14 protein-coding genes, 1 tRNA gene, 1 other RNA gene and 1 riboswitch are annotated in these 13,306 nt (G+C 42.9%); of the genes, 4 read left to right on the top strand and 12 right to left on the bottom strand.

What is annotated here, in order from left to right:
- Positions 1–189 precede the first annotated feature (189 nt).
- From M2R47_RS06580 to nfsA, 8 genes are all read right to left on the bottom strand, one after another.
- A tRNA-Met gene (locus M2R47_RS06580) sits at positions 190–266 on the bottom strand.
- A 92-nt stretch (positions 267–358) separates the two neighbouring features.
- An RNA gene (rnpB, locus tag M2R47_RS06575) (RNase P RNA component class A) lies at positions 359–754 on the bottom strand.
- Between the two features lie 35 nt (positions 755–789).
- Positions 790–1,038, bottom strand: a complete 249-nt coding sequence (locus M2R47_RS06570; RefSeq protein WP_249100678.1) for a YfhL family 4Fe-4S dicluster ferredoxin — start codon at positions 1,036–1,038, stop codon at positions 790–792.
- Positions 1,039–1,068: 30 nt separating this feature from the next.
- Positions 1,069–1,563, bottom strand: coding sequence for a pantetheine-phosphate adenylyltransferase (gene coaD, locus M2R47_RS06565; protein WP_249100689.1), 495 nt, complete (start codon positions 1,561–1,563; stop codon positions 1,069–1,071).
- 126 nt (positions 1,564–1,689) lie between these two features.
- Positions 1,690–2,685, bottom strand: coding sequence for an ABC transporter substrate-binding protein (locus tag M2R47_RS06560; RefSeq protein WP_249100674.1), 996 nt, complete (start codon positions 2,683–2,685; stop codon positions 1,690–1,692).
- Between the two features lie 31 nt (positions 2,686–2,716).
- Positions 2,717–3,460 carry an ABC transporter permease gene (locus M2R47_RS06555; RefSeq protein ID WP_249100671.1) on the bottom strand — a complete coding sequence of 248 codons (744 nt, stop codon included), beginning with the start codon at positions 3,458–3,460 and terminating at the stop codon, positions 2,717–2,719.
- A complete protein-coding gene (locus tag M2R47_RS06550) occupies positions 3,457–4,170 on the bottom strand; it encodes an ABC transporter ATP-binding protein (RefSeq protein ID WP_249100667.1) in 714 nt (237 codons plus the stop codon). Before M2R47_RS06550 ends, M2R47_RS06555 begins: the two co-directional genes overlap by 4 nt.
- A 27-nt stretch (positions 4,171–4,197) precedes the next feature.
- Positions 4,198–4,284, bottom strand: a riboswitch (TPP riboswitch).
- A gap of 87 nt (positions 4,285–4,371) precedes the next feature.
- Complete coding sequence (nfsA, locus tag M2R47_RS06545) at positions 4,372–5,154, bottom strand: oxygen-insensitive NADPH nitroreductase (RefSeq protein WP_249100665.1); 783 nt, start codon at positions 5,152–5,154, stop codon at positions 4,372–4,374.
- Between the two features lie 207 nt (positions 5,155–5,361).
- Between nfsA and smpB the strand changes: the two genes are divergently transcribed.
- Together smpB and M2R47_RS06535 are read left to right on the top strand one after the other, a co-directional pair.
- The gene (gene smpB / locus M2R47_RS06540) at positions 5,362–5,829 is read left to right on the top strand and encodes an SsrA-binding protein SmpB (RefSeq protein ID WP_249100661.1); all 468 of its coding nucleotides are present in this window, start codon (positions 5,362–5,364) and stop codon (positions 5,827–5,829) included.
- 130 nt (positions 5,830–5,959) lie between these two features.
- Complete coding sequence (locus tag M2R47_RS06535; protein WP_249100659.1) at positions 5,960–6,502, top strand: hypothetical protein; 543 nt, start codon at positions 5,960–5,962, stop codon at positions 6,500–6,502.
- Positions 6,503–6,598: 96 nt separating this feature from the next.
- On the opposite strand, the gene ligA is transcribed toward M2R47_RS06535, so the two are convergent.
- The 4 genes from ligA to M2R47_RS06515 form a co-directional block, all read right to left on the bottom strand.
- Positions 6,599–8,677 carry an NAD-dependent DNA ligase LigA gene (gene ligA / locus M2R47_RS06530; RefSeq protein ID WP_249100656.1) on the bottom strand — a complete coding sequence of 693 codons (2,079 nt, stop codon included), beginning with the start codon at positions 8,675–8,677 and terminating at the stop codon, positions 6,599–6,601.
- Positions 8,678–8,752: 75 nt separating this feature from the next.
- Positions 8,753–9,643 (bottom strand): cell division protein ZipA C-terminal FtsZ-binding domain-containing protein, encoded by an 891-nt coding sequence (locus M2R47_RS06525; protein ID WP_249100652.1) that lies wholly within the window; start codon positions 9,641–9,643, stop codon positions 8,753–8,755.
- A 257-nt stretch (positions 9,644–9,900) separates the two neighbouring features.
- Positions 9,901–10,377, bottom strand: coding sequence for a hemerythrin domain-containing protein (locus M2R47_RS06520; protein ID WP_249100648.1), 477 nt, complete (start codon positions 10,375–10,377; stop codon positions 9,901–9,903).
- Between the two features lie 182 nt (positions 10,378–10,559).
- Positions 10,560–11,279, bottom strand: a complete 720-nt coding sequence (locus M2R47_RS06515; protein ID WP_249100646.1) for a nitroreductase family protein — start codon at positions 11,277–11,279, stop codon at positions 10,560–10,562.
- A gap of 179 nt (positions 11,280–11,458) precedes the next feature.
- Between M2R47_RS06515 and M2R47_RS06510 the strand changes: the two genes are divergently transcribed.
- Together M2R47_RS06510 and panF are read left to right on the top strand one after the other, a co-directional pair.
- Complete coding sequence (locus M2R47_RS06510) at positions 11,459–11,752, top strand: YhdT family protein (RefSeq protein ID WP_249100643.1); 294 nt, start codon at positions 11,459–11,461, stop codon at positions 11,750–11,752.
- The gene (gene panF / locus M2R47_RS06505; protein WP_249100639.1) at positions 11,752–13,218 is read left to right on the top strand and encodes a sodium/pantothenate symporter; all 1,467 of its coding nucleotides are present in this window, start codon (positions 11,752–11,754) and stop codon (positions 13,216–13,218) included. The genes M2R47_RS06510 and panF overlap by 1 nt, the downstream gene beginning before the upstream one ends.
- Positions 13,219–13,306 lie beyond the last annotated feature (88 nt).

The following is a 13,306-nucleotide window of genomic DNA, read 5'->3' as shown; positions in this document are numbered from 1 at the left end:
GTTGTTCTTTAGTTTGGATTTTAAATAGTGTCATTCGTTGTCATCCAGCGAATGAGTGCGTATTATACGCCAGTTTTATTTAATGTCAAGCATTTTTTTATTGAATTGATAAATTTTTTCATCTTTATCAAATCAGGAATGCTATTATAATGATTTAACTTGAAATGTCAAGTATTTTTCATTATTTTTTGGTGGCGATGAAGAGACTTGAACTCTTGACCTCACGATTATGAGTCGTGCGCTCTAACCAGCTGAGCTACATCGCCGCTACAGGGTATGAATTATACAGATAGCTTTATGCCCTGTCAAGAAAATTTTTATATTTTTTTAGAAAATTTTCTTCTATGTCTACAATATGAATGACAGCAGACCGATAAGCCGGGTTCTGTCGTGGACAATCATTCATCTAGGCATACCATCACTGATATGCTCAAGCAACCTACCCGTGTTCTGAGCGGGCAACCCATTGAACACCTATTTGGTCTTGCTACGAGTGGAGTTTACCTTGCCACGCACTGTTGCCAGTCGTGCGGTGTGCTCTTACCACACCCTTTCACCCTTACCCAACCACTCAACCAAATATTTTTCTAAAGTTCACAATAAAACACTTGATTGAGTGGTCAGGCGGTCTGCTCTCTGTTGCACTGGTCGTAGGCTTTCGCCCCCTAGCTGTTAGCTAGCACTCTGCCCTATGTAGCCCGGACTTTCCTCCCCCTCATCTTTACAATAAGGCAGCGATTGTCTAGTCTGCTAATAAATAGTATGGCACATTTTTTTTCAAGAATCAAATCACTGCTTTGTAATGCGATGAAACTTTGCCAATAGCACTGCTTCACTTTCCACATGGTTTGGATCTTTTGGAATGCAGTCTACTGGGCAAATATCCACACACTGTGGCGTGTCATAATGCCCTACGCACTCAGTGCATAAATCAGGATCAATCTCATAAATATCTTCGCCAGCAAAAATCGCTTCGTTCGGACAAACTGGCTCACAGACATCGCAATTGATGCACTCTTCAGTAATTTTTAATGCCATATTTTTACTTTTTAATCATCATATCGGTTACTAACTCACAGAGAGCCTATTGGAAAAAGCAGTCAATACACAAGATGGCACAAACTTAGAAACATCACCACCCAACTTTGCCACCTCTCGAACCAAGGTTGATGAAACAAAAGAATATTCTTGCGATGGCGTTAAAAATACCGCTTCAAAATTCTCATCCAGACTGCGATTCATATTAGCCAGACCGAACTCATATTCAAAATCTGATACCGCACGCAAACCACGAATGACTGCCTGTGCATTTTGCTCTTTAGCAAAATCTACCAGCAACCCCTCAAACCCAACCACCGATATCCTAAAATCGTCTTTAAACACCTCTTTTACCATCATCACACGCTCATCAAAACTAAACATCGGCTTTTTATGATGAGCAAATGCCACTGCAATCACAACTTCATCAAACAATCTCAACGCTCTTTTGACAAGATCAATGTGTCCATTAGTGATGGGATCAAAAGTACCTGGATATAGTGCTTTTTTTTGGGTGCGTGTCATCATTGGCTATAAAATAGGCTAAAATAAGTGCGTATGCTATCAAATTTTAGCCAGATTTAAAACCAATTTTATCAACCTAAGTTTTGATTGATGCGAATTAAAGATGTGATTACAGTTAAGTCAAGCTCACTCAGGAAGCTGTATCGCATATTCAGTAACTGCTGGTAAATGCTTGATCAAACCTTGCTGCTGCATGAATGTTGCCATTTTTTCATAGCGTAACTCATCAAGCACCTTTGGCCGTTCTGCCAAATGTGGTAAAGTGTCTGACCATGCCAAACGATTCAGCTGATTGTCCAGTTCAGCAGGGTTATGGCTGATAAAAATTTGCCACGCCTCTTCTGGATTTTGTTTGATAAAGTCAGTTGCTTTTGTGATGGCATTCATAAAGCGTACATATCTTTCGTCATCGGTTGTTTCTTTTTTAACCACAAAAATCAGCTCATCGTACACTGGCACACCATGAGTCTCTGGATAAAATGCCACGCCTTCTTGCTGCTCAATCTTTAGCTGATTGAGTTCAAAATTACGAAATGCCCCAATCACTCCATCAACCTGACCGCTTAGCAGAGATGGTGATAAAGACCAATTCACATTGACCATTTGAACATCTTGCTCATTTAAGTTGGCAGATTTTAACATGGTTGTTAATAGCAGCTCCTCAAAACCACTCACAGAATAACCAATCTTTTTACCCTTTAATTCTTTAATACCATCAATCCCACTGCTTTTTAATACCACCAAACTATTTAATGGAGTGTCAATCAATGTACCAATCCGAACCAAGGGCAGACCTTCGGCAATTTGCTGCTGCAGTTGTGGTTGATAGTCCACCGCAATGTCTGCTTGCCCTGCAGCAACCAATTTCGGCGGCATCGAAGGATCGGCAGGCTCTACAATATCCACCACCAATCCTTGCTCGGCAAAATACCCCTTTTGCTGAGCAACAATGATGGCGGCATGATTGGGATTGACAAACCAGTCAAGCAATAATGACACCTTTTGACCTGATGACTTTTGATGATCCTGTATGGTTTGATGATCCGATTTTGGTGAGCAAGCAACCAATAAACCCACCATTAAAGTCATCGCCATGACAATAACAGTTTTTGAAAATCTCATAGTGTTCCTTCCTTAAAAATATATCTTTTGATTAATGTAAATAACTGACCCATGGAGCCATGCGTTTTAACACCAAATCACCCATAAAATACAATGATAACGCAATCAAAACCAACACAAGCAACGCCACAAACATCAAATCCACTTGCATTCTAGCATTGGCGTGCAACATCAAATAACCCAACCCTGCTGATGAACCCACCCATTCACCAACAACCGCCCCAATCGGTGCGATTGAGATGGCAATGCGAAGCCCTGACGACAATGCAATCAAACTTGCAGGCAACTTTACTCTCAAAAGCATCTGCATGGGCGTAATACGATAAGTCTTGGCAACATCAAGCCAAGCACTTGGTGTTTTTTGAAGCCCATCGAAGCATGCTGCCGTCACAGGAAAATAGATGATCATCACCGTCATGACAATTTTAGAAGCAATACCATAACCAAACCATAATACCAAAAGCGGTGCAATGGCAAATACAGGAATCGCCTGTGAGATGACCAGCATGGGTAGCAGTATCGATGAGAGTTTTTTAGAGCTGCTTAATGTTAATGCTGAGGCAATCCCCATTGACACACCAAAGATGAGACCAAGCACAATCTCAAAAAAAGTAATCTTGGCATGATGCCAAACAAGCACATGATTATCTAAAAATGACCAAAATACCAAACTGGGACTTGGCAAGATGTAGTGTGGTAACTGCCCAAATACCACAACCAGCTGCCAAAAACCAATCAATATTAAAGCAATCAAAGGGATTTTCAGCCATTTCATGACACACCTCCCAGTTCATCTAGGAGTTTTGCGTGCAGCTGACCAAAAGCCACATCATCTAATGTCCTGATAGGACGAGTTTTTGGGCTGATTTTCGATACAATCCGAGCAGGTTGATGCTTCATGACACAGATGTCGTTGCTTAAACGAATGGCTTCTTGGGGGTCGTGCGTGATGAGAAGAACCGTTTTATTTTGTAAGAGTTCATATGCCAAGGACTGCAACTCATGGCGAGTAACTGCATCTAATGCTGAAAAAGGCTCATCCATCAAGATCAAGTTGGCATCACTCATCAGCGTACGAGCCAACGCCACTCGCTGACGCTGACCACCAGACAACTCATAAGGCTTTCTGTATAGGCACTCTCCCATTTTTACTTTTTGTAACAAATCCAATGCCTTGTGTTGTGTTTGGGTGGATTTTTTACCAGCAAGATGGGCTGATAACTGCACATTATCTAACACTGACAGCCAAGGATATAACGCATCTTGTTGTGCCATGTAGGCCAAGGTGGTATCCGTGGCAATGTCAACACTGCCTGAAAAACTGGCCTCAAGTCCTGCAATCACACGCAATAAAGTAGATTTGCCAACCCCAGATGCACCAAGCAGACTGGTAAAATGGCCGTCAGTCAAAGAAAAATGAAATTGATGAAATATGGATCGTTCGCCAATATTGAGCGACAAATCACGAATGGTAACTCGCTGCATATCAATTCAACACAGCGACAAAAAAACAATCAGGCATGGTTAGTTCCCTACGACAGCATTAACTGAACAGGTTCACGGGTATCATCTCAGCTCATAGCACCCCGACTAAATCTGTAAGATTATAGCCGACTGTTTAAGGAATTGTAAAGCCCCCTTAAAGTCAATGGAGGCTGGTAAAGCTTTGATGGTATTTTTTGGCGATCATCGTTTGGCAAAGCCTTGCTTTTGTAAATAATCCAGCACAAATGGGCGTACATCACCACCGAATGTGTTGGCGATTTGGGCAGTCCAATCCAAGTTCAGACCACGCCCATGATAGTATTGTTTCACCTCTTCATTATAAGCTAATAATGCCTCTTCACTGGCTACCTGATAAGTATCGGTAGAGACGAGAACTTCCAGTGGTAGGCGAGGGCGTTGAGATTGGTTGATTTTTGACTCCCAGTCAGGATGACCCAAGCACAAACCAAATAGTGGCACAACATGTTTAGGCAGTCCCAACACTTCGCCCGCTCTGGCGATATCGTTGCGTAATGAACCAATAAACACACCTCCAAGACCCAAACTCTCAGCAGCAGCAAGCACATTTTGAGCCATGAGAGCCACATCAATCGCTCCAATTAAAGCGACTTCCATCCAGTCTGTCTGCACATCAGCCAGCTGATTATGGCGTTTTGCATCCATACAAAAAACCAAATACTCTGCACACGATTCTACATAGCCATGCCCCAAACGCTTGCCATCATCCAGTGCTTGCTGATACGCTTCTTCACTCATGTCACAAGAAATTTGACGCAGTGCTGTGCGTTTGGCAGCGTCTTTAACACGAATGATGCTAGAAGCTTGTAGAAAACTTGAAGTGGATACGGCACGCCCTGCCTCTAATATGGCGGTCAGCATGTCATCAGAGATTGGTTCTGCTGTATATTTGCGTACCGAACGGTGATTCATTAAAGTTTCTAGGGTTGGTTTACTACTTAGCATAACAGCTCCTTAATCAAATTAACCATGCAAAACGATCATCGCAGGCATCATAGTATCAATTATCCCAAATAAAGGCAAACCGATTTGGTGAATCGGTGGGTTTTATTGCCCCATGAATGTAACAAACACACTACCTTATCCATGTTTATACATGCAAATATTCTGTTATAATGCACCCTGTTAAGCAAAATATCGGAAAATCATATCATGGCAAAAAAACCAAGCAACCAAATCTGTGCCAACAAAAAAGCCAAACATGAGTACTTTATCGAGGAGACTTTTGAAGCAGGGCTTGCTTTGGAAGGCTGGGAAGTCAAATCCATTCGTGCAGGAAAAATGACCATCACAGATTCTTATGTGATCTTTAAAAATGGTGAGGCGTTTTTATTTGGAGCTCACATTCAACCCCTATTAACCAGCTCTACGCACATCACCCCCGACAACATTCGCACCAGAAAACTGTTGCTCAATCGTCGTGAGATTGACAAACTGTTTGGCATGGTCAATCAAAAAGGCTATGCCGTTGTGCCATTATCTTGCTACTGGAAGGCATCTCGAGTCAAATGTCAGATTGCCCTTGCTAAGGGTAAAAAACTCCATGATAAGCGTGCAACCTTAAAAGAGCGTGATTGGCAGATGGACAAAAAGCGTGGCTTTAAAGCAGATTTGCGCTAGCAGCCATCATAGGATTGTATGAAACTCATACAAAAGCATCAAAATCAATGACTCATTCACCAACACCCATCAACTCACCAGACCATCATGACGCCATTCATTTGGCGTGTGTGTATTTTTAGGATCATTCATGAATAACGCCATCGCCCCATTACTCATTACCTGCCTATTGGTTGGCTGCAATCAACCAGCAGACACACACCCTACCAAAACAGACACACAAGCCAGCAAAACTCATGATAATAAACACAATCTAAATTTAACACAATCAATCTCTGATGACGAATCTCACCCCATCACAACACCAGATGGCAAAATCAAAATCAACTGGTCTTTGATTGACACCAAAGTTACCCCTGCCGATCTGAAAAACCACACCTATCCCATCTCAATTGATGCCGCTGCCGTCAAAAATTACGCCAAAGCTTATCACATCAGCGATAAAGAAGCCCAGCATAGCATCGTAGTAAGTATGGCAGCTCCTGAAGCTTTGGGGAAATTGCTTGATCAACTAGAAAACCACTACCTAAGTCATGAACTGACCGATGGGGCAAACATTAAGCTCATCATTCACACCAAAGATAAGGTGGTTGCTGATACGCATGATTATGTATTTGCAGATAAATTTGCAGAAGGTCTGGTATTGCCGATTGAAATCAAACCAAGTGAATAACTCACATACCACACAAAATTAAGCACCAGCCTTCTGCTGATACATCAGGCATTTGCATCAAGCATTCTTATACAACAAGTAGGAGTGCTTGACCGATTACTCTGTACTGACCATACGACCATTTTGTGCCAGCAACTGCAAAAACTCATCTTCTGAAATGATCGTTACATTTAGTACCAAGGCTTTTTCGAGTTTTGAGCCTGCTTTCTCGCCTGCCAACAATGCACTGGTTTTTGACGACACCGAACCTGAAACTTTCGCCCCCAATGCCTGCAAATGTGCCTTTGCTTCATCACGACCCATGGCAGATAGAGTTCCTGTTACCACCCAAGTTTGTCCATCAAGCGGCGTATCTGACATGCTTGCTGTCGTCGCCTGCCACATCAGACCTGACGCAAGCAAACGATCAATGACCTCGTTATTGTGCGTACTGTGAAAAAATTCATAAATATTACGAGCAGTAATCTCCCCAACATCTGGCACGGCCAAAAAATCATCAATTGTCGCTCGTCTGATTGCCTCAAAATCAGTGAAATGTTGTGCCAAGTTTAATGCAGTTGATTCACCCACACCACGAATGCCAAGCGCGAAAATAAAACGAGGCAAAGTCGTATTTTTTGAACGCTCAATGGCAGCAAGCATGTTTTTGACCGATTTTTCACCCAATCCTTCTAAAGTCATCAGCAGGTCTTGATGCTCTGCCAACTCATAAATATCAGCGACCGTTCTAACCAACTGCATCTCAAAAAACTTAATCAACCATTGCTCACCTAGGCCATCAATATCCATCGCACGGCGAGAAACGAAATGTACTAAAGCTTCTTTAGACTGTGCAGCACAGTACAAACCACCTGTGCATCGAGCCAAAGCCTCCCCTTCAGGTAAAATCACCGCTGACGCACATACTGGACAAGTCTTTGGCAGATCAATCGGACTGACCGCATTATCCCTAAGGTCAAGCATCACGGCAGTTACTTTGGGAATCACATCACCCGCCCGATGAACGCTGACCACATCACCTACCATCAGGCCAAGTCGCTCAATTTCACCAAAATTGTGCAAGGTAACATTACTTACCGTAACGCCACCAACACTGACTGGCTCAAGTTTCCCCACTGGGGTTAGCTGACCTGTACGCCCCACTTGCCATTCTACTGCCAAAAGACGAGTAATCGCACTTTCGGCAGCAAATTTGTATGCTGTTGCCCAGCGAGGCTCACGACTTAAAAAGCCCAAGTCGTTTTGCAAGGATAATGAATTTACTTTTACCACCACACCATCTATCTCAAACGGCAGATTTGCTCGAGTTTTGGCAACATCATCATAAAATTCCTGCACTCCCTGTGGCGTGCTTGATGTGCCAAAAGGTGCAACCTCAAAACCCAATGATCGCAAATATTCCAAAGAGTCGCTTTGCGTTTCAACATGATTTGGCAAACCTTGATTGACCGAATACCCAAAAAATGCCAACGGTCTAGCGGCAGCAACCGCAGGATTAAGCTGCCTTAGGCTACCTGCCGCTGCGTTTCTTGGGTTGGCGAATGTTTTTTCACCACGCTCACCATTCTCACGATTTAATCTGTCAAAGCCTGCTTTTGGCATTAAGACCTCGCCACGCACTTCAAGCAAGCCGATGCCTGCACATTCTGGCAATACTTGTGGCAAATTATGAATACTGCGTACATTGTGAGTGATGTCTTCGCCCACACGCCCATCACCCCGAGTTACTGCCTGATAAAGCTGACCATGCACATATTTGAGCGATACTGCCAATCCGTCTAATTTTAGCTCCATTTCAAATTCTGGATTTTGATTTTTTGTATCCAAGCGATCGTTGATGCGTTTGATGAATGCGGACAACTCTTCAAAACTAAATACATTCCCCAAAGAAAGCATTGCGATGTCGTGCGTTATTTGAGTAAAGGCAGCCAGTGGTTTATCACCCACTTGATCAGTGGGGCTGTCAGCTTGTTTTAGATCAGGAAACTGCGTTTCCAAAGCAAGCAATCTTTGGCGTAGTGCATCATATTGTTCATCATCAATGGTTGGATTGTCTAGGACATAGTAGGCATGATTGTGTTTTTTTAGGGTGTTAATGAGCAGGCGCATTTGAGCAACCGCATCGGCCTCTTGCGTTTTATGGCGATTGTCATCATGACTTAATAAATCACTCATGGGAAATCCACTTTTTTTTCATTTCTTAATCGGACAAAAAACCGCCCATGACAGACGGTTTCTTATTAAATGGGTTCACTGATAATCAGCAACCATCACTCGCATTCTGTCAAGCTGGGCATCGTCTAGCAAATGACCCTCTTCACCATACAAACTGGCATTTAAGTCATCAGCAATCATCTTTGCCACCGCCACCATGCTATCAAAGCCAGACAAGGCATGTGGATTTGGCAATGATAAAAACAACGACAGTCCACTAAACTCACTTTCAGTCAATTCATTAAGATCAAATGGTTGTAAGCCCTCATCACTCAAGCCCAGCATACTAAACCATAAATTTCCCGTACCATCTTTACGCTGATAACGATGGAACATGTTCATCACGCCATATTTAAGCTCATATTCACGCACGATATCAAGCACAGTCTTGCCTGTGATACTCTCAGATTGATTGGACGGCATGATTAGCACAGTGATGGTGTCTTGTGCATTTAATAGCGGACTGTTGTTTTGATCAAAAGATTGTCGGTCACTAAGGTGGGCATCAATGACTGGTGAAGCATGCTTAAAAGAATGATTCAGTTCACTCATCGACTCACCCTCTTTATGCACCATGATGTCTTCTGGCACTTGCTCGGTAGTCAAATTAGGTTTTGACATCATTGGTGCGGAGATCTGTTGTGAATGCTCATTAACAACGATTGCTGATGATGACGCCACCGCCGCCATGCTGGTTAAGGCGTCTGGTGCTTCGTCTTTGTCTTTATGACCCACAGGTACAGAATCGAAGGGTTGTCGAGAACGCTCATCTCTTGGCGTGATTGGCAGACCGTTCTTGTAAGTCGGCACACCGTCAGTTGTCGGCTTATTTTTACCTTTTTTTGCCCTAAAAATCGCATGGCTCATCAAAAGTAATCCCAAACAAATAGCAACAACCGCCACAATCAGCCAAACATGATTATCCATATTTACCCCAAAAAAAACCCTTACATCAAAACTAAAAAAAATGCTAAACCGCCATAGTCTATCACGACATGTCCTATTCGTCATCTACTGATGCGGATATTTTTTAATTTTAACTCATTTTGGTTTTTTGGCTGTTAATGGCATTGATAAAACCTTAGTATCCTAGAACATGCCCTACCAACCAGCACTTACTTGATGATGAGATGAACTTTTTGGCACTTTACAAAAGCCAAATTCAAGATACTCATCTGACACAATCAGTCATCATGTCGTTTTTCATAAGCCTCATGTTCAGCCTGATAAAGCATGCCCAGTCTTTTTTGGGTGTCGACATCAAGCAATTTTTTAGCTTGCTTAAAAAATTCTTCCTCCTCTTCTTCAAGATGATGCAAAGTCTCATCAATCAACGCTTGTGCCGTTTTAAAAAAACGCTCATCTCCAGTACGCCCATCAGCAAGCGTTCCCATCATCTCATCCATCTCATGATGCTCAGCAATCGCATGACGAGACAATTCCAAACCCTCATCAAATGCCATCACAGGGACATACAAATGACGCTCTTCAGCAGCAGCATGTGCTTTGAGTTCAGCTTCCAGTTCATCAAAAGACGCTCGAGCCTTAGTACGGTCTTTTGAATCCAGATGTTTTTGGAGATTCTGACACATCTTACGCTGAATATCGTGCTTATTGGTTAATGCGGTAAAAATGTCTTCATCGGTAATGATACTACTCATAAAACAGCACTCTTTTATCATGAAAATCAAAAAAAACATTAATCATTCGGTCATCATTCTAGGCATTAAGATGACAAACCCATCATCTTTGACCAAAGTCTGACCGATTGATTTTGATCATAGCAAAGCCATTAAAAATTTGGCGTTATAATTATGTGCCATTATGTAGCCAATGCAAACGCTTATACTTTACGATATACCTCATCAAAAGGCACACGAAACCGCTCACCCCACACACCCACATCGCTACGGATACCGCATGAAACCACCATGGTAATCTCACAAGATTTTGGCAAATTAAGCAAATCTTTAACCATATTGGCATCAAATCCCTCCATCGGACAGGTATCCAAACCCTTTTCACTCATCGCCAACATGAAAGTTTGTGCCACAAGCCCACAGCTCTTATGCATCACCACACGCAAATCATCAAACGAAACATCGCGTTGAATGGGTCGAAAACACCCAACAGCATGAGCCAATGCCAAGCGTGCCGTTGGTACAAAAGTACTTTGGCTGTACAAAAGCGGCATTAAGCGATTATAGTAGTTATTAAACCTCTTAATACGAGTGGCAACCTTATGGCTAGGGCTATAAGTTTTTATGTTTTGTTGTTCAAACTCAAACACCGCCTTGGCACGCATTCGATGCAAGTCAGGACGAATCACAAAAACAACCATCTGTGGTGCTGTGGTTGCCGCACTTTGGGACAGGCAGGCCTTAGCCAGCTTAGCAAGCGCTGATTTATCCACCACATGGTAACACTCGTAAAGCTGCATGTTTGAGCTGGTTGGTGCCAGTGTGGCAAGCTCCAAGCATTGCCTGACCGAAGATTCGTCTATTGGTGTTGGCAGGTAATCTCTGACTGAACGCCGATGAGTTAAGATATCGTATAAGCTCATTAAATGCTCCATTTTTTTTCATGGCATAAAAATCATCATCAAAATACCATAAAACTCCAAATCATTTCATCAGTAATTTTGTTACTTTATCTCAATTTACTAAGACTTGTTGTCAGATTTTATGATAAACTACCACCAATCTCATTACCATACAGTCTATGACTTTCCAAGGATTTTTCATGTCAGACTCTCCACCCAAACATTCCGCATTTCATGATGCTCAACCGTCTCACCAGCTTAATCGTGAAGCTAAGTGGGCATTATATTTAACACTCATCTATTTAACAGGCTGGATTGCCAGTGCTTATTTTGCACCAAATACTTTAGGCATTCTAGGACTGCCACTATGGTTTGAATTAAGCTGCATCCTACTACCGATTTTGTTCATTTTAGTCAGTGTGACCGTCTTAAAATTGGTATATCAGCAGGTGGATTTGGATGGCCAAGCGAATACAAAAAAGGCGGATGAGTGATGCTAAATATTGAAATTTTGGTTCCTTTGGCATTGTATCTGGTGTTCGTATTTGGTGTGGCATGGCACACCTATCGGCAGCGTAACCAGGGTGCATTTTTGGCAGAGTACTATGTGGGTGGACGCTCCATGGGAGGCTTTGTGCTTGCCATGACGACTGTGGCTACCTACATCTCAGCAAGTTCCTTCATTGGCGGACCTGGTGCTGCCTATAAGTATGGCTTGGGCTGGGTGCTACTTGCCATGATTCAGGTGCCAGCAATTTGGCTAACGCTGGGGGCCTTAGGCAAAAAATTTGCCATTTTTGCCAGACAGACAGACAGCATCACCATCAACGATTTACTACTGGCTCGCTATCAAAATAAAGTGGTGGTGTACTTGGCGTGTGTTTCATTATTATTGGCATTTTTTGGCATGATGGTGGTACAGTTCATTGGTGCAGGCAGGTTACTAGAAACCACGCTTGGTCTGCCTTATGAGTGGTCAATTGCGATATTTGCATTAGTGATTGGTCTGTATACGCTGATTGGTGGATTTCGTGCAGTGGTATTAACTGACGCAATACAAGGACTGGTCATGCTTATCGGTACGGTATTGCTTTTGGGCGGTACGCTCATGAGCATCGGTGGTATGAGCCATGCAGTAGAAACTTTACAAACCATTGATCCACGACTTCTGACACCCACAGGAGTTGATGACAAGCTATCAGCCACTTTTATGCTCTCTTTTTGGGTGCTGGTTTGCTTTGGCTTGGTTGGTTTGCCACACACTGCCTTGCGTGCGATGGCGTACAAGGACAGTCGATCTTTACATCACGGCATTTTAGTAGGCACGATTGTCATGGCGATACTTGTCCTAGGAATGCATTTGGCTGGGGTTTTGGCTCGTGCTGTTTTACCAGATCTTGATGTGCCTGACAAAGTCATCCCCACATTGATGATGACAGTACTGCCACCTTTCATTGCTGGCATATTCCTCGCTGCACCGATGGCAGCCATCATGTCATCAATTGATTCCATGCTGATTCAGTCATCAAGCACACTCATTAAAGATCTATATCTTTCCATCAAGCCAGAAGCCGCACGAAATGAAACTCAAATCAAACGCTACTCCATGGGATTCACACTCATCTTAACGATGATTCTAGCCGTGGTGGCCATGCTCAATCCACCCGACATGCTCATTTGGTTAAATCTACTGTCCTTTGGCGGCTTGGAAGCGACCTTCCTTTGGGTGTTATTACTTGGCATATACTGGAAAAAAGCCAACGCCACAGGCGCCATCGTCTCCATGCTTGCAGGCTTGATCAGCTATGTGATTTTTGCTTACTTTAAAATTGCCATTTTTAATCTGCATGCTGTCGTGCCAGCACTTGCCATCGGACTGGCAGGATTCTTGGTGGGAAATCGGTTTGGCAAAAACTCACTTGATGCATCAAGTTTCAATACGACCACTTTGAACAAGTGATGTTTTTATCATATTTAAAAGGCGAGCGTTTTTTTTGAACACTCGCCATCATTGTCGATGCAATCATTCAACCATCATTACCACAACA

Origin of the sequence: Moraxella oculi, from assembly GCF_023336735.1 — a bacterium.
Taxonomy (GTDB): Bacteria; Pseudomonadota; Gammaproteobacteria; order Pseudomonadales; family Moraxellaceae; genus Moraxella; species Moraxella oculi.
The sequence above is the reverse complement of the archived record's forward strand: the minus strand, read 5'-3'. Positions and strand labels throughout refer to the sequence as shown.